Here is a 16,741-nt window from a genome sequence, read left to right as displayed (position 1 = left end):
TCACAGGAACGCCGATCCGTCCGTTCACAAGGTCAGCTCCGGGTGCAGCCGGTCCATCGTCCACACCTGGCGGCGGCGGGCCGACAGGGCGGTGAGCGCGAGGGCGCCCGCGGTGAAGGCCGCGAGCACGGCGCACGCCTGCCACACCGGTCCGAGGCCGCCGCCCGTGATGAGCCGCCGCAGCGCCCCGACGACATGGCTCATCGGCAGGAACGGGTGCAGCGCGTTGAAGAAGCCGGGGCTGGTCTGCACGGGGTACGTGCCGCCCGCCGAGGTCAGCTGGAGCATCAGCAGCGCGAGGACGAGGATCCGGCCGGCCGCGCCGAAGCGCGCGTTCAGCCACTGCACGATCGCCGCGAAGCACGCCGTCACCAGGCACAGGAAGCCCACCGTGCCGGCCGCCCGCGCCATCTGCAGCCCGAGCGCCCAGTGCAGCACCGCCATCAGCGCCAGCGTCTGCAGCACCCCGATCGCCACCACCGGCAGCCAGCCCGCCAGCGCGATCCGCCAGGCGGAGGCGCCCGCCGCGAGCGCACGCCGGTTCATCGGCGCGATCAGCATGTACGCCACCATCGCGCCCACCCACAGCGACAGCGGGATGAAGTACGGGGCGAAGCCGGTGCCGTAGTCGGGCGCCTTGTGCAGGTCGTGGGAGACGAGCCGGACCGGGTCGGCCATCACCTCGGTGCGCCGGTCGCGGTCCCGCTCGTCGTAGTCGGGGATCTTCCCGGCCCCGTCGTGCAGACCGCCGGCGAGTTCGCCGGAGCCGTCGACGAGCTTGTAGAGGCCGCCGTTCAGGTCGTCCGCGCCGGTCTTCAGCTCGCCGACGCCCTTGTCCAGGTCGGCGGCGCCGGTCTCGGCGGTGCCGAGTCCCTTGTTCAGCTTCTTCGCGCCGGCGGCGACCTTGCCGGCCCCGGCGTCGAGCTTGTTGATCCTGGTGACGGCGTCGTCGAGGTCCTCGGAGAGGTGCGGGGCGCGGTCGGCGAGCGTCCGGGCCTGCTTCTCCAGGGTGGCGAGGTGGGTGTCGAGCTTCCTCAGGTCGTCGCGGTGGCCGGTGACCAGGGAACCGACGTCGCCGGCGACGTCCGCCGCCGTGGCCGCCGCGTCCTTGGCCTTCTTCAGGTCCGGGCAGGCGGGGTCGGGCAGGCCGGGGTCCTCGCAGCGCGCCTTGTGGATGCCGTCCACGGTGTCGGACGCCGCGCGGGCGTCCTGCACGGCGGCCGGCGCCTCCTCCTGCAGGGAGTCGAGGTCCGCGCGGAGCCTTCCGGCCGAGTCGGCGACGAACCGCGCGGTGTCGCCGATGGCCTTCTCGTTCTTCTCGAGGAACGGGCCCACCTCGGCGTCGACCGCGTTCACCTCGTCGGCGAGCCTCCGCGTGCCGTCCGCGACCTTCCTCGAACCGTCCTCCAGGTCGCCGGCGCCCTCGTGGAGGTCCTTCAGCCCCTTGGAGAGCTTCCCGCTGCCCTTGCGGGCGTCCGCCAGGCCGTCGGCGAGGTCCTTGGAGCCCTTCTCCGCCTTCCCGATGCCGCCGCTCAGCTTGTCGGCCCCCTCGGCCGCCTTCACGGTCTCGCCGTGGATGTCCGAGAACGAGACGAAGATCCGGTCCAGGAAGGAGCGCGAGGTCTTCGTGGACGCGGCTCGGCGCACCTCGCCGAAGACCGTCCGGGAGATCTGCCCGACGATGTAGTTGTTGGCGTCGTTCGTCCGCACCTGGAGGGCGCTCGTCTCGGGGGAGTCTCCCGAGCTGGAGGCGATACGGCGGCTGAAGTCGGCGGGCATGGTCAGCGACAGGTAGTACGTGCCGTCCTCGACGCCCCGCCGGGCCTCGTCCGCGCTCACCTCCCGCCAGTCGAAGGTGCCGCTGTCGCGCAGCCCCTCGGCGATGTCGTCGCCCGCGGTGATCCGCTTCCCGTCGGCACCGGCCCCCTCGTCGTCGTTCACCAGTGCCACCGGGATCCGGTCCAGACGGCCGTAGGGGTCCCAGAACGACCACAGGTACAGGGCGCCGTACAGCAGCGGCAGCACCAGCAGGGCGACCAGGGCCGCGCGCGGCAGCTTGCCCCGGCCGAAGCGGCGCAGCTCAAGAGCGGCCAGTCGAGGCGATCGCATCGGCGGCCTCCTTCCCGTCGTCGTGCTCGTCGTCGTGCCGGCCGGTTCCCGTGCGGACGGGCGTCGCGCCGGGCGGTGCCTCGCCGCACACGGCCAGCACGGTGGTGCCGGCGCCGGCGACGGACCGCAGCAGGGCCCACACCTCGGCCCGCTCGGCGGACGAGAGCTTCAGGTCGGTGTCGTCCACACCGAGCAGCCGGGGGCGCCCCAGCAGCGCCAGGGCCAGCGACAGCCGCAGCGCCTCCACCCGCTCCAGATCCCGTACGGCGGTCCGCGCGGCCTTGGGGAGGGAGGTGAGGTCCAGGCCGGCGGTGGTCAGCGCGTCGTCGACGTGCGGGCGCGGGCGCGGGCCGCCGAAGCGGCGCTGCAGCAGGACCTGTTCCCGCAGGTGCTCGCCGACGGTGAGGGCCGGGTCGAGATCGGTGACCCCGGCGACGTGCGCGAGCGCGCTGCGGCGCCGTACGGCGGACATGCGCCTGGGCAGTTCCAGCCCGCCCACGGAGGCCAGGCCCTCCGTGGGCCGCATCCGGCCGGTGAGGGCGAGCAGCAGACAGGTGCGGCCCGAGCCGGACGGCCCCTCCACCGCGATCAGCGAGCCGGGCTCCGCGTCGGCCGAGACCCCGCGGAACACCCATCCCCGGGGCCCCTTCAGGCCGAAGCCGCGGGCCGTGACGGCGAGTCCGGACGGACCGTCCACCGCATCCCCCTGTTTTTGAACTGACTGGTCAGTGCAAAAACTAACGCGAACAGTCGATCGAAGCAAAAGCCCAGGTCGGAACGGATTGTCAGTGGCATACCTCACGATGTGTACATACGGCACCTCTTAGTAGGGGAGCCGTCACAAAGACGACAGGAGGTTCGTCATGGCCCACTCGTCCGCAGCCGCCGCCCGTCGGCGCCGCGCAACCGGCCCTGCCCCCTCACTGAACGGCCCGGCGAGCGACATCCACCCCGTGCTGCGCCGCGCCACGGCCCCGCCCGCCGCCCTCGACCTGCTCGCCCAGGCCCGTGCCGGACTCGACGAGGCCGCCGTCCTCGAAACCCCCAACGAGCGCTACGCGACGGCCCACCTCGCCGCCCTGCGCACCGCCGCCGCCGTGCTCGCCGCCCGCGGCCGGCCCGAGACCTCGCCCCGGGCCCGGGCCCGGATACGGAGCGCCTGGGAAGTGCTCCCCGAGATCGCGCCCGAGCTCACCGAGTGGAGCGCGCTGTTCGCCTCCGGAGCCCGGCGCCGCGCCCGCGCCGAGGCCGGCATCCAGGGCGCGGCCACCGTCCGCGACGCCGACGACCTGATACGCGACGTCGCGATGTTCCTCCGCCTGGTCGAACAGATGCTGGTCCTCCAACCGGTCCTGCCCCTCCCGGGGGCGCGGGGAACCGCGCGAAGGGGGTCCGGGGGCGAAGCCCCCGGGGACGGGACGGGAAGGGGCGGAGGGGGCGAAACACCGCGCGCGGCCCCCTAGCCCCCAGCCAGGTGGCCGGAAACCACGGCGCAGGCCATAGGGTGGACACCGCCTGAACCCGATCGTCCCGCCGAGGAGTCAACTACCGTGTCGGACCCGATGCGGCCCCGCGCCGCCCTCCGTACCGCCGTGGTCTGGGAGGTCCTCCAGGACGCCCTGGAACGCCGGGTCAAGGCGACCGGACGGCAGGCGCTGGACGTCCTCGACACCGGCGGCGGCAGCGGCAACTTCGCGGTGCCCCTCGCCCGCCTCGGCCACCAGGTGACCGTCGTCGACCCCAGCCCCAACGCGCTGTTCGCCCTGGAGCGCCGCGCCGCCGAGGCCGGCGTCGCCGACCGGGTGCGGGGCGTCCAGGGCGACGCCCGGGGCCTCTTCGACGTGGCCGAGCGCGGCGGCTACGACGTCGTGCTGTGCCACGGCGTCCTGGAGTACGTCGACGACCCCGCCGAAGGCGTCCGCAACGCGGTGGCGGCCCTGCGCCCCGACGGCGTCCTCAGCCTGCTCGCCGCGGGCCTCGGCGGCGCCGTGCTCGCCCGCGCCCTCGCGGGTCACTTCACGGAGGCCAAGCAGGCGCTCGACGACCCGAACGGCCGATGGGGCACCGGCGACCCCGTGCCGCGCCGCTTCACCGCCGACCGGCTCACCGCGCTCGTGGAGGGCGCGGGCCTGACGGTCGGCGCCGTGCACGGCGTGCGGGTCTTCGCCGACCTCGTCCCCGGCGTGCTCGTCGACACCGAGCCCGGAGCCCTGGACGCGCTGCTGAAGCTGGAGGCCGCGGCGGCCGAGCTCGCCGCCTTCCACTCCGTGGCCACACAACTTCATGTGCTCGGTGAGACGCGGGGGACCCCGGAGGCCTGAGCGCCTGCCGGGACGCGTCGCTGATCAGCGACGCGTCCGGTGGCCCCGCCGCGCATGGAGTGCGCCACAGGCCCCCCGAATGGCGGCTTGGCGCCGTATGATCGAGGGAGACCGCCGGGCATGACGGGTCGGCCGCCGGGGAATGAGAAGCCTCAGCGGGCCGGGACGTGATGGCTGGTACCGGTTGGCCAATTGGCGCAGAGGGGCGGGTTTCACGGGGGCGATTCCCTGCCTATCCTGAAGGGACCCCCCGGGTCGCCCCGGCGACTGCACGATGAGGAGGACTCCGTGCCGCTCTCGGAGCACGAGCAGCGCATGCTCGAGCAAATGGAGCGAGCGCTGTACGCCGAAGATCCCAAGTTCGCGACGGCGCTCGAGGGAAGCGGGCTGCGTACGTACACCCGGCGACGGGTCTACCAGGCGGTCGCGGGCTTCCTCGTGGGTATTGCGCTCCTCATGGCCGGTATGGTCGCCCAGCAGGTCTGGCTCAGTGTGGTGGGGTTCCTCGTGATGCTGGGCTGCGCGGTTCTCGCGGTGACCGGCTGGCGCAAGGCACCCAAGCCGGGAGAGCAGGCCGCCGGCGCGACCGGCACGCCACAGGCGGGCCGCCAGGCCAGACAACGCCGCTCGATGATGGACCGCATCGAGGAACGCTGGCAACGCCGCCGCGACGAACAGGGCGGCCACTGACCAACTGAAGACTCCCCGAAGGGGGCGACCACCACAAGGCGGCCGCCCCCTTCACCGTTCCCACGAACAACGACACCCGTCCCCCCGGCGCCCCGCGGGCAACGACACCCGCTCCCCGCGACCCGCGATCCGCGGGCAACCGCGCCCGCTCCCCGCGACCCGTAGGTAACCGCGCCCGTTCCCCGCGACCCGCGGGCAACCGCGCCCGCTCCCCGCGACCCGCGGGCAGTCGTGCCGCTGGGGCGGCACGGGTGGGCGCGGACGGCACCCCGTAAGCGCCGGGCAGCGCGACCGACCCCCGCCCAGCCCCCACGCCCGGTACCGCACAACCCCACGCCGGGTACCGCACACCCCCGCGGGGTCGACCTCACCCCGCGGGGGCGATGGGGCTCAGCCCCGCTGCCGTGACGGCCGGCGCCAGGTCGGCCGCAGCGCCAGCAGACGCGCACGCACCCCGGCCCACCACCCCGACACCGCCCACACCACCCGCACACTCGACCGCGGAGCGAACACCGCCCGCATCCGCACTCGCCGACCACCGGCCGAGGCCCGCAGCCCCGCGGCAACCCCCCGCACCTCCTCCGCCAGCCCCACCACCGGCCGCGGCCGAGGCGCGTACAGGACCTGCTCCACCGCGTCGGCCACCCGGTGCACCGACGCCGCCGCGCCCGGCCCGAGCCGGCCCAGCCGCACGATCCGGTCCGCCGCCCCGCGCGGCGTCAGCGACTCGTCCGGCGCGATGCCGTAGTCCCACGCCGTGTCGGTCAGCTCGTCCCAGACGGCCAGGACGTACGGCACCGCCTCCGCCTCCGACCGGCCGTGCCCGCCCAGCCGCACCGCCCGGGTCCTCACCCGCCACAGCATCGGCGACAGCGGCAGCACCAGCACCGCGAGACCGGCCAGCGCCCACCCCAGCAGCGCGTACCACTTCGGCCCGTCACCGCCCGAAGGCAGGGCCGCCTGCGGCGACTCGCTCTCGCACGCCCCCAGCCTCCTCCGCTCCGCCGTGCAGCTCTCGCTCTCCGAAGGCTCCGCCGACGGCTCCGCGGACGCGGTCTGTGCGGGCCGGGCGGGATCGGGCACCGGGTTCTCCGCGGTGTCCTGCACGGTGTACGACGGCGTCGAACCACGGGTCGGGGTCGGCTCGAACCGGGTCCAGCCCACACCCTCGAAGTACAGCTCCGGCCAGGCGTGCGCGTCCCGCAGCGTGACCGCGATCGTGTCGTCCGGCTGCCGGGTGCCGGGCGCGAAGCCCACCGCGACCCGCGCCGGTATGCCCAGCGAACGGGCCATCGACGCCATCGCGAAGGAGAAGTGCACACAGAAGCCCTGCTTGTCCCGCAGGAAGCGGGCGATCGCCTGCGAGCCGCTGCCGACGTCGACCTCGGTGTCGTACTCGAAGCCGCCGTACAGCGTGAAGTACTCCTGGAGCTTGACCGCCTGGTCGTAGGCGTTGGCCGCGCCCTCGGTGACCTCGCGGGCGGTGCGGGACACCACGGCCGGCAGCGAGTCCGGCAGCTCGGTGTACTCGCGCTTCAGCGCGGGCGACGGCTGCGGCGCGCCGGCCAGCTGCTCCGCCGTGGGCCGCACGTGGAGGCTGCGCACCTCGTACGTCAGACCGCGCGTGTTCTGCCCGTGGTCGCCGACCAGTGTCATGCCGACGGGTTCGTAGCGCCAGTTGCCCCGGATGCTCACCCCGCTCGGCGGGTACGGCATCGGCAGCCAGTCCTGGCCGTAGAAGTCGGCGGTCGAGATCGTCGTGCCGATCTCCGTGCGCGCGACCTCGGGGCCGAGGCCCGGCGGGGTCGGGAACGTGCCGTCGGGGACGGTGGTGATGGACCGCTTCGACGGCTTCCACGTGGTGCCGTCGAAGTCGTCCAGGGACACGATCCGCAGATACAGGTCCGACACGTCCGTCATCTCGGAGCGCACCGACATGACCTGGCGGTCCTCGTCCTGGTTCAGCGAGTCGCGCAGCGACACCAGCGGGTTCACCGCGGAGATGGTGCCGCCCCCGCCGGAGCCCGAGCCGACCCCCGTGCCGGAGGGGCCCAGCAGACCGCCGTTCATCGCGGGCAGGGCGAGCGGCACCACCAGGGCGATGCCCAGCGCGACCGCGCCGATCCGCCGCCCGGTGCGCACCGGTGCGACGGCGCCGGGCGAGTCCCCGCCCGGACCGGGCGCACCGCCGAACACGCGCCCCCACTGGGAGAGCCGGTCCCGGCCCTCGGCGAGCAGCAGCATCAGATAGCCGGCCGCCGCCAGCAGGAACCACAGCCAGTCGATGCCGTTGTCGGCCAGCCCCGCGGCCACCGAGTACAGGGCGAGCAGCGGCAGCCCGGCCGGGGCCGCGGCGCGGAAGGTCACCGCGAGGGTGTCCACCAGCAGCCCGATCACCAGCACGCCGCCGACCAGCATCAGCCGGATGCCGTCGGACAGCGGCGCCGGGATCGCGTACCGGCTGACGTCCTCGCCGCCCTGGTCCAGCAGCTCGGCGAAGAAGCGGACGGCGTCGGGGCCGGGTATCAGCCCGGCGAAGGCGTGCTCACGCGCGAACATCAGGGTCAGCAGCACCAGCGTCACCAGGAACTGCGCCGCCACCGTCAGCGGACGCGCCAGCGGCACCCGCCGGGCCGCCGCGCCCACGCCCGACTGCACCGCCAGCAGGAACGCCGCCTGGAGGATCCAGGTCGCCGGGTCGACCAGCGGCAGCAGGGCGCACGCCGCCATCAGTGTGGCCGCCCACGCGCACAGCGTCAGCCTCGCCCGTCCGCTGATCACGGTCCCTCCCCACCGCTCGCCGCGGCCAGGCCCGAGCGCTCCCGGTCCGCCTGCCGCCACAGTTCGTCCAGCGAGGCGCCCGGCGGCACGCCCAGCGCCGTCCAGCCCGCCTCGCGCAGCATCCGCAGCCGCTCCCCGCGCCGGTCCGACGCGCCGGGCACATCGGCCGGTTCCCGCAGCCAGGTCCCACTGTCCAGCAGGAAGGCGAGTGCGCCCCCGCCGCGCTGCCGCATCCGGGCGAGCACCGCGGCCTGCTCCTCGTCCAGGTCGCCGAGGAAGGCGACCAGCAGCCCCTCGTTCCCGCCGCGCAGCACGTCGTAGGCGCGGGACAGGCCCTCCTCGTCGGAGTGGTCCACCACGGCGAGGGTGTCCATCATCAGCCCGGCCGCGTCCGCCGACTCCTGGCTCATCCCCGCGAACCCGTCGGAGCCCTCGCCGGGCACCGAGGTGCCGGTGTCGGTCAGCAGCCGCACCGAGAAGCCGCGCTCCAGCATGTGCACCAGCACGGAGGCCGCGCCGGACACCGCCCACTCGAACGCCGAGTCCGGTCCGGCGCCCGCGTAGGCGACGGCCCGGGTGTCGAGCAGCACCGTGCACCGGGCGCGCTGCGGCTGTTCCTCGCGGCGCACCATCAGCTCGCCGTAGCGGGCGGTGGAGCGCCAGTGCACCCGGCGCAGGTCGTCGCCGTAGCGGTAGCCGCGCGGGATCACGTCGTCCTCGCCGGCCAGCGCCAGCGCGCGCTGCCGCCCGTCGCCGTGCCCCTTCGCCTCGCCGCTCAGCCGCACCGGCGGCAGCGGCTCCACGCGCGGGATCACCGTCAGCGTGTCGTACGTGGAGAAGGACCGGGTCAGCTCGCACATCCCGAACGGGTCGGACAGCCGCAGCTGCAGCGGGCCCAGCGGATAGCGGCCGCGCAGATCGGAGCGCACCCGGTAGGACACCTCGCGGCGCCCGCCCGCCTCCACCCGGTCCAGGACGAACCGCGGACGCGGGCCGAGCACGTAGGGCACCCGGTCCTGGAGCATCAGCAGGCCCGTGGGCAGCCGCGAGACGTTCTCCATCCGCAGGTGCACCCGCGCCTCGGAGCCGGCGGGCACCCGGCCGGGGGAGAGCCGGCGGCTGCCGGCGACCCGGTAGCGGGTGCGGTAGAGCACGGCCGCGCACACCAGCGGCAGCACCGCCAGCAGCAGCCCGACCCGCAGCAGATCGCTCTGCCCGAGCACGTACGCGCAGATCGCGGCGGCCACGCCGGCGGCCAGGAAGGAGCGCCCGCGGGTGGTGAGCCCCGCCAGGGCCGTCCTGACGCCGCTCCGGTCGCCCCGGTCGCCCTCCGCGTGGACCGCGCCCGCGGTGGGGCCCGCGGTCGTCATCACAGCCTCCGGGGCGGCTGCTGGCCGTAGCCCGGCCCGCCGCGGCCGAGGCCGCTCTGCTGCGGGGCGTCCGCGGGCGTCCGGGTGCGCTCCGCGGGCACCGGGGTGCGCTGGAGGATCTCCTGCACCACCTGCTCGGAGGTGCGGCGGTTGAGCTGGGCCTGGGCGGTGGGCAGCAGCCGGTGGGCGAGGACGGCCACGGCGAGCGCCTGCACGTCGTCCGGCAGCGCGTAGTCCCGGCCGCCGAGGGCCGCCGACGCCTTCGCCGCGCGCAGCAGATGCAGGGTCGCGCGCGGTGAGGCGCCGAGTCTGAGATCGGGGTGCGTGCGGGTGGCGGCGACCAGGTCCACCACGTACCGGCGGATCGGTTCGGCCACGTACACGTCGCGCACCGCCTCGATCAGCTTCAGGATCTCGTGCGCGTGCGCCACCGGCTGGAGGTCCTCCAGCGGGGAGACGCCGCCGTGCACGTCCAGCATCTGCAGCTCGGCCTCCGCGCTCGGGTAGCCGACCGAGACGCGGGCCATGAAACGGTCGCGCTGGGCCTCCGGCAGCGGGTAGGTGCCCTCCATCTCGACCGGGTTCTGCGTCGCCACGACCATGAACGGGCTGGGCAGTTCGTAGGTCTTGCCGTCGATGGTGACCTGGCGCTCCTCCATCGACTCCAGCAGCGCGGACTGGGTCTTCGGCGACGCGCGGTTGATCTCGTCGCCGATCACCACCTGCGCGAAGATGGCGCCCGGCTTGAACTCGAAGTCGCGGCGCTGCTGGTCCCAGATGGACACGCCGGTGATGTCCGAGGGCAGCAGGTCCGGCGTGAACTGGATCCGCCGCACCGAGCAGTCGATGGACCGGGCCAGCGCCTTGGCCAGCATCGTCTTGCCGACTCCCGGCACATCCTCGATGAGCAGATGTCCCTCGGCGAGCAGCACGGTCAGCGAGAGCCGTACGACCTCGGGCTTTCCCTCGATCACGCCTTCCACCGAATTCCGCACGCGCTCCACCACGGCGGTCAGATCAGTGAGGCTCGCTCGATCGTCATAGGTCGTCACCCGGCCCTCCTCGGCCCTTCCCCGCGCTCCCCAAGGAGCGGGGGACCCCAAATGTCCCGGGCCGACGCCTTGCTGTGCGGACCGGCCCACCCCGAATCACGGACACCACGCGGGAAAAGTTCCGCGTGGCACCACTTCCGCATTGTTGCCGCCGTTACCGATTCGTGTCACTCGCCTGTGGACAACTGACAGCGATATGTCAGGTCTTACGACGTCGGGCCGGGTCCGGAGTCCGGGTTCCCTCCGGGGCGGGCGGCCAGGTCAGGCGGGGTCGATCTCGCGCAGCCGGCCCGTCTTCACGTCGAAGACGAAGCCGCGCACGTCGTCGGTGTGCAGCAGGAACGGCGAGGTGCGCACGCGCTGCATCGACTGCCGTACGTCCTGGTCCACGTCCCGGAAGGCCTCCACCGCCCAGCCGGGACGCTGGCCCACCTCCATCTCCAGGTCGTGCCGGAACTCCTCGGTGATGGACTCCAGACCGCAGCCGGTGTGGTGGATGAGGACCACGCTGCGGGTGCCCAGGGCGCGCTGGCTGATGGTCAGCGAGCGGATCACGTCGTCGGTGACGACGCCGCCCGCGTTGCGGATGGTGTGGCAGTCACCGAGCGACAGGCCCAGCGCGGCGTGCAGGTCGAGGCGGGCGTCCATGCAGGCCACCACGGCCACGTTCAGGACCGGGCGGGCGTCCATGCCGGGGTCGGTGAAGGCGGCCGCGTACTGCTGGTTGGCGTCGACCAGACGGTCGGTGACCGTGCCGTGGCCGGTGGTGGCGTTCTGGGGGCCGGTGGGAACCGATGCGGAAGTCGTCATACCCATGACGTTACTGGTCACCAGGGCATCGGGCCCGTTGTGAGAGGTGACAAAGAACGTCAGCGAGTCTTGGTGTGAGGTAATCCACAGGAGTGGTGTGAGCCCCCTCCTACGGGTGATGTGTCCGATCCGCCGCTTGACCCGCCGCGCGGGCCGCGACGCGCAGGCCGGTTGATTGACCGGGCGGGACCGTGGACTAAAGTGGCGCGAAGCGGGAGGCGAGAGCGCCCGCCGCACTGATTTTCCCCGGATCCCCCGGCGACGACCGGGGGGTCTCCCCGCGTGCGCGGCGCGCACGTACGGCTCGGCCTCCTCCCGCCGCCGCCCGGCCTGCGCCTGACGGCGCCGGCCGCCCCTCACCGGGGGAGGGCGGGAACCCGGCGGTGCGTGAGCGCCGTGCCGGACCTGAGAGGGCCACTTGAGTCAGAGTCGACACGTCCCGGTGATGCTCCAGCGGTGCCTGGACCTGTTGGCGCCCGCCCTGGAGCGGCCCGGCGCGGTGGTGGTCGACTGCACGCTCGGGCTCGGCGGCCACAGCGAGGCCCTGCTCCAGCGGTTCCCCGAGGCGCGGCTCGTCGCCCTGGACCGCGACAAGGAGGCCCTGCGCCTGTCCGGCGAGCGGCTCGCGCCCTACGGCGAGCGGGCCACCCTGGTGCACGCCGTCTACGACGAGCTCCCCGACGTCCTCGACCGGCTCGGGCTCCCGCGCGTGCGGGGTGTCCTGTTCGACCTCGGGGTGTCCTCCATGCAGCTCGACGAGGCCGACCGCGGCTTCGCCTACGCCCAGGACGCCCCCCTCGACATGCGCATGGACCAGACGACCGGCGTCAGCGCCGCCGAGGTCCTCAACACCTACCCGCCCGGCGAACTCGTCCGCATCCTGCGTGCCTACGGCGAGGAGAAGCAGGCCAAGCGCATCGTCTCCGCGATCGTGCGCGAACGCGAGAAGGAGCCGTTCACCAACAGCGCCCGTCTGGTCGAGCTGATCCGCGACGCGCTGCCGCAGGCCGCCAAGCGCACCGGCGGCAACCCGGCCAAGCGCACCTTCCAGGCCCTGCGGATCGAGGTCAACGGCGAGCTGTCGGTGCTGGAGCGGGCGATCCCGGCGGCCGTGAAGGCCCTCGACGTCGGCGGACGGATCGCCGTGCTGTCGTACCACTCCCTGGAGGACCGGCTCGTCAAGCAGGTGTTCGCGGCCGGTGCCGCCACCACCGCCCCGCCCGGGCTCCCGGTCGTCCCCGAGCGGTACCAGCCCCGGCTCAAGCTGCTCACGCGCGGTGCCGAACTTCCCACCGAGGAGGAGATCGCCGAGAACCGGCGAGCGGCCCCCGCGCGGCTGCGCGGCGCCGAGCGGATCCGGGAGGACGTCGATCGAGGCACGGACGGGTGAGGCACGGACGGCGCACGAGGCGGGTGACGGGCGGCCGGGCGGACGGGTGGGAAAAGCGAACTCAGGGGAGCGTGAGTGAGTAGGAAACCCGAACTGAAGGGGCGGCCCGAGCTGAAGGGGCGGGCGGCCCGGCTCACGCATCTCCTGCCCACCGGGCGCGCCCAGGCGGCGCGCACCCCCTTCGTCGTCCTCGTCGTCACCCTCCTCGGCGGCGGTCTGATCGGCCTCCTGGTGCTGAACTCCGCCCTCAGCGAGGGCGCGTTCCAGCTCGACGACCTCCAGCGGGAGACCAAGAACCTCACCGACGAGGAACAGGCCCTGCAGCGGGACATCGACGCCTACTCCGCCCCCGACGCCCTCCAGCGCCGCGCCCGCGAACTCGGCATGGTGCCCGGCGGCGACCCCGCCTTCCTCGGCCCCGACGGCAAGGTCAAGGGCGTGCCCGGTGCCGCCTCCGCCGCCCGCGCGCCCCTGGTCCTCGCGCCCGAGGCGCTGGCCACCGCGACGGTCCCGCCGCCCACCGCCTCCACGCCCTCCTCCTCATCGACCCCCGGCAGGTGACGGAAGTGTCCGACAGGCAGCCGCCCCGCCGCCGGGTGCCCGGCCCCGCCAGGCCCGCCCGCCCGGCCACCGGACAGCGACCGGGCCCCGGCGCCCGCCCGGCCCGCAGGCCTTCGGGGCCCCGCCCCGCGCCCCCGAAGGTCATCCGGCTGGGCAGCCCCCGCCCCCGGCTGCGCCTGATCGGCGTCGCCCTGACCCTGGTCCTGCTCGCCTTCGTCGTGCGCCTGTTCCAGGTGCAGGCCGTCGACGCGAGCACCTACGCCGCCAAGGCCGACCGCAACCGCTACGTCGGCCAGGTGCTGGAGGCCGAGCGCGGCGGGATCACCGACCGCCACGGCGTGCCCCTGGCGACCACCGAGGACGCCTACGACATCACCGCCGACCCCACGATGTTCGCCCCGGACGAGCTGGAGATCGCCGACGGCCCCGAGCAGGCCGCCGCCCTCCTCGCCCCGATCCTCGGCCAGGACCAGGACGACCTGGTCGAGAAGCTGCGCCCGGAGAACAAGGCCCTGCGCTACGTCAAACTGGCCGGCCGCCAGACCCCGCAGACCTGGAAGCAGATCAAGGACCTGAAGGCCGCGCTCGCCAAGAAGGCCGAGACCGACGAGTCCACCGCCAACGTCCTGGCCGGCGTCTTCTCCGTGCCCACCAGCAAGCGGGTGTACCCCAACGGGGAACTCGCCGCCGGGATACTGGGCTGGGTCAACGCCGAAGGCAAGGGCGGCGGCGGCGTCGAGCTCCAGCTGAACGAGCGGCTGGCCGGCGAGGACGGCAAGATCCGCTACGCCCAGTCCGGCGGCCGTCTCGTCCCGACCGCGGGCTCCACCGAGACCCCGGCGGTGCCCGGCGACGACGTCGAGCTCACCATCGACCGCGACATCCAGTGGGCCGCGCAGCACGCCATCAGCGAGCAGGTGAAGGAGTCCGCGGCCGACCGCGGCTACGTCATCGTCCAGGACACCCGCACCGGCGAGGTCCTCGCGATGGCCAACGCGCCCGGCTTCGACCCGGGCGACCTCTCCGAGGCCGACCCGGACGCGCTCGGCAACGCGGCCGTCCGGGACGCCTTCGAACCCGGCTCCACCGCCAAGGTCCTGTCGATGGCGGCCGTCCTCGAGGAGAACGCCGCCACCCCGCGGACCCACGTCGTCGTGCCCAACCGGCTGCACCGCGGCGACCGGCTCTTCAAGGACGACATCGACCACCCGACCTGGTACCTGACGCTCAACGGCGTACTCGCCAAGTCCAGCAACATCGGCACCATCCTCGCCACCGGCCAGCTCGGCAAGACCCAGGCCCAGGCCAACAAGGTCCTCTACAAGTACCTGCGCAAGTTCGGCCTCGGCAGCCACACCGGGCTCGGCTTCCCCGGCGAGACCAAGGGCATCCTCGCCCCGCCGGAGGAGTGGTCCACCTCGCAGCAGTACACGATCCCCTTCGGCCAGGGCGTCTCCGTGAACGCCATGCAGGCCGCCTCCGTCTACTCGACCATCGCCAACGGCGGCGTCCGCGTCGAACCCACCCTCGTACGCGGCTCCACGGGCCCCGATGGACGCTTCACCCCCGCCCCGGAGCCGGAGAGGACCAGGGTCGTCAGCGAGAAGACGGCGAAGACGCTCGCCCGGATGCTGGAGTCGGTCGTCGACGACGAGGAGGGCACCGGCACCAAGGCACGCATCCCGGGCTACCGGGTCGCGGGGAAGACGGGTACGGCGAACCGCGTGGATCCGGCCACCGGCAGATACCACGGCTACACCTCGTCCTTCGCCGGCTTCGCCCCCGCCGACAAGCCCAGGATCACCGTCTACTGCGTCATCCAGAACGCCACCGAGGGCAGCTACTTCGGCGGCCAGATCTGCGGACCCGTGTACAAGCAGGTCATGGAGTTCGCCCTCAAGACCCTCCAGGTGCCGCCGACCGGCGCCGATCCCGCCGACCTCCCGGTCACCTTCAAGCCCTGACCCGTACCGAGCACCGAGCCACCAGGAACCACCCCGTGACGACGATCACCCCCGACCCCGGGAACCAGAACACCTCCCGCCCCTCACTTGGCCCCCCAACCGGTACGCCCGGTACGCTCACCGCCGTGCCACACGCTGATCAGTCCCAAACCACCCAGAAGGGCCACCCCGTGACATATCCGGGACCGCCCCGTCCGGTTCAGGTCTCCGCCACACCCCTCGCGGAACTCGCCGGTCAGCTGGGTGCCCCCACGCCGGAACGGGCCGCCGACGTCACGGGCATCACCCATGACTCGCGCGCCGTCCGCCCCGGCGACCTGTACGCCGCCCTCCCGGGCGCCCGCGTCCACGGCGCCGACTTCGTCACCCAGGCCGCCGGCCTCGGCGCGGTCGCCGTGCTGACCGACCCGTCCGGCGCCGAGCGCGTCGCCGCGGCCGGACTGCCGGCGCTGGTGGTCGACGACCCGCGCGCGAGGATGGGCGAACTGGCGGCCACCATCTACGGCCGGCCGGGCCGCGACCTGCTCCAGCTCGGCATCACCGGCACCTCCGGCAAGACCACCACGGCCTACCTCGTCGAGGGCGGTCTGAGGACCGTGCACAGCACGGGACTGATCGGCACCGTCGAGATGCGCATCGGCGACGAGCGCATCAAGTCCGAGCGCACCACGCCGGAGGCCACCGACCTCCAGGCCCTGTTCGCGGTCATGCGCGAGCGCGGCACCGACGCGGTCGCCATGGAGGTCTCCAGCCACGCCCTGGTCCTCGGCCGGGTCGACGGCTGCGTCTTCGACATCGCCGTCTTCACCAACCTCAGCCCGGAACACATGGAGTTCCACTCCGACATGGAGGACTACTTCCGGGCCAAGGCGCAGCTCTTCACGCCGGAGCGCAGCCGGCTCGGCGTGGTCAACGTGGACGACGAGTACGGCCGCCGGCTCGCCAAGGAGGCCGGCGTCCCGGTCGTCACCTACTCCGCCGAGGGCCACCCCGACGCCGACTGGCGCGCCGAGGACGTCGAGGTCGGCCCGATGGACTCGACGTTCACCGTGATCGGCCCCGAGGGCGAGCGGATCGGCGCCAGGTCGCCGCTGCCGGGGCCCTTCAACGTGGCCAACACCCTCGCCGCGATCGTCGCCCTCGCCGCCGCCGGCCTCGACCCGCAGGCCGCCGCCGACGGCGTCGCCGCCGTACCGGGCGTGCCGGGCCGGCTGGAGCGCGTGGACGCCGGACAGCCGTACCTCGCGGTGGTGGACTACGCCCACAAGACCGACGCCGTGGAATCGGTGCTGCGCGCCCTGCGCAAGGTCACCGAGGGCCGGGTGCACGTCGTGCTGGGGTGCGGCGGCGACCGCGACGTGACCAAGCGGATGCCCATGGGCGCCGCCGCCGCGCGGCTCGCCGACACCGCCGTACTGACCTCCGACAACCCCCGCTCCGAGGACCCCCTCGCGATCCTCGCCACCATGCTCCACGGTGCCGCCTCCGTGCCCGCCCACGAGCGCGGCGAGGTGCAGGTCTTCGAGGACCGGGCCGCCGCGATCGCCGCCGCCGTCGCACGGGCGCGGCCCGGCGACACGGTGCTGGTCGCCGGCAAGGGCCATGAGCAGGGGCAGGACATCGCCGGGGTGGTGCGTCCCTTCGACGACCGCCAGGTGCTTCGGGAAGCCATCAAGAAAACCCAGGGATGAAC

At 73.7% G+C, this 16,741-nt stretch carries 13 protein-coding genes; 7 read left to right on the top strand and 6 right to left on the bottom strand.

From position 1 onward, the window contains the following. Positions 1-24: 24 nt before the first annotated feature. Positions 25-2,109, bottom strand: coding sequence for a YhgE/Pip family protein (locus tag ACZ62B_RS31060; protein ID WP_469692921.1), 2,085 nt, complete (start codon positions 2,107-2,109; stop codon positions 25-27). Continuing rightward, on the bottom strand, positions 2,081-2,806 hold the full coding sequence (locus ACZ62B_RS31055; RefSeq protein ID WP_469692919.1) for an ATP-binding cassette domain-containing protein: 726 nt from the start codon (positions 2,804-2,806) through the stop codon (positions 2,081-2,083). Before ACZ62B_RS31055 ends, ACZ62B_RS31060 begins: the two co-directional genes overlap by 29 nt. A 166-nt stretch (positions 2,807-2,972) precedes the next feature. Between ACZ62B_RS31055 and ACZ62B_RS31050 the strand changes: the two genes are divergently transcribed. The 3 genes from ACZ62B_RS31050 (at position 2,973) to ACZ62B_RS31040 (ending at position 5,120) form a co-directional block, all read left to right on the top strand. Further along, entirely contained in the window at positions 2,973-3,572 is a 600-nt protein-coding gene (locus tag ACZ62B_RS31050; protein ID WP_344555980.1) for an SAV_6107 family HEPN domain-containing protein, read from the top strand. 87 nt (positions 3,573-3,659) lie between these two features. Then, positions 3,660-4,430: a methyltransferase gene (locus ACZ62B_RS31045; protein ID WP_167748607.1), complete on the top strand. Its 771-nt coding sequence runs from the start codon at positions 3,660-3,662 to the stop codon at positions 4,428-4,430. 288 nt (positions 4,431-4,718) lie between these two features. Next, complete coding sequence (locus ACZ62B_RS31040; protein ID WP_344555977.1) at positions 4,719-5,120, top strand: DUF3040 domain-containing protein; 402 nt, start codon at positions 4,719-4,721, stop codon at positions 5,118-5,120. 390 nt (positions 5,121-5,510) lie between these two features. On the opposite strand, the gene ACZ62B_RS31035 is transcribed toward ACZ62B_RS31040, so the two are convergent. From ACZ62B_RS31035 to ACZ62B_RS31020, 4 genes are all read right to left on the bottom strand, one after another. Further along, a complete protein-coding gene (locus ACZ62B_RS31035) occupies positions 5,511-7,850 on the bottom strand; it encodes a transglutaminase TgpA family protein (protein WP_469692955.1) in 2,340 nt (779 codons plus the stop codon). A gap of 47 nt (positions 7,851-7,897) precedes the next feature. After that, positions 7,898-9,271, bottom strand: a complete 1,374-nt coding sequence (locus tag ACZ62B_RS31030) for a DUF58 domain-containing protein (RefSeq protein ID WP_344555975.1) — start codon at positions 9,269-9,271, stop codon at positions 7,898-7,900. After that, entirely contained in the window at positions 9,271-10,323 is a 1,053-nt protein-coding gene (locus tag ACZ62B_RS31025) for an AAA family ATPase (RefSeq protein WP_073936576.1), read from the bottom strand. The genes ACZ62B_RS31030 and ACZ62B_RS31025 overlap by 1 nt, the downstream gene beginning before the upstream one ends. A 261-nt stretch (positions 10,324-10,584) precedes the next feature. Then, positions 10,585-11,133, bottom strand: coding sequence for a beta-class carbonic anhydrase (locus tag ACZ62B_RS31020; RefSeq protein ID WP_344555973.1), 549 nt, complete (start codon positions 11,131-11,133; stop codon positions 10,585-10,587). Between the two features lie 418 nt (positions 11,134-11,551). On the opposite strand from ACZ62B_RS31020, the gene rsmH reads away from it, so the two are divergent. The 4 genes from rsmH (at position 11,552) to ACZ62B_RS31000 (ending at position 16,739) form a co-directional block, all read left to right on the top strand. Then, a complete protein-coding gene (gene rsmH / locus ACZ62B_RS31015; protein WP_344555971.1) occupies positions 11,552-12,523 on the top strand; it encodes a 16S rRNA (cytosine(1402)-N(4))-methyltransferase RsmH in 972 nt (323 codons plus the stop codon). A gap of 75 nt (positions 12,524-12,598) precedes the next feature. After that, entirely contained in the window at positions 12,599-13,084 is a 486-nt protein-coding gene (gene ftsL / locus ACZ62B_RS31010; protein ID WP_344555969.1) for a cell division protein FtsL, read from the top strand. 5 nt (positions 13,085-13,089) lie between these two features. Next, a complete protein-coding gene (locus tag ACZ62B_RS31005) occupies positions 13,090-15,048 on the top strand; it encodes a penicillin-binding protein 2 (RefSeq protein ID WP_344555967.1) in 1,959 nt (652 codons plus the stop codon). A gap of 170 nt (positions 15,049-15,218) precedes the next feature. After that, positions 15,219-16,739, top strand: coding sequence for a UDP-N-acetylmuramoyl-L-alanyl-D-glutamate--2,6-diaminopimelate ligase (locus ACZ62B_RS31000; protein ID WP_344555965.1), 1,521 nt, complete (start codon positions 15,219-15,221; stop codon positions 16,737-16,739). The last annotated feature ends 2 nt before the right edge of the window (positions 16,740-16,741 follow it).

This window comes from Streptomyces sp. NPDC053426 (genome assembly GCF_055585405.1).
This window is presented reverse-complemented; position numbering and strand designations above follow the sequence as displayed.

Coding starts and splice junctions, on each gene's coding strand:
- ACZ62B_RS31050 (WP_344555980.1), top strand. CDS start 2,973: ATGGCCCACTCGTCCGCAGCCGCCGCCCGTCGGCGCCGCGCAACCGGC.
- ACZ62B_RS31030 (WP_344555975.1), bottom strand. CDS start 9,271: ATGACGACCGCGGGCCCCACCGCGGGCGCGGTCCACGCGGAGGGCGAC.
- ACZ62B_RS31020 (WP_344555973.1), bottom strand. CDS start 11,133: ATGACGACTTCCGCATCGGTTCCCACCGGCCCCCAGAACGCCACCACC.
- ACZ62B_RS31035 (WP_469692955.1), bottom strand. CDS start 7,850: ATGGCGGCGTGCGCCCTGCTGCCGCTGGTCGACCCGGCGACCTGGATC.
- ACZ62B_RS31060 (WP_469692921.1), bottom strand. CDS start 2,109: ATGCGATCGCCTCGACTGGCCGCTCTTGAGCTGCGCCGCTTCGGCCGG.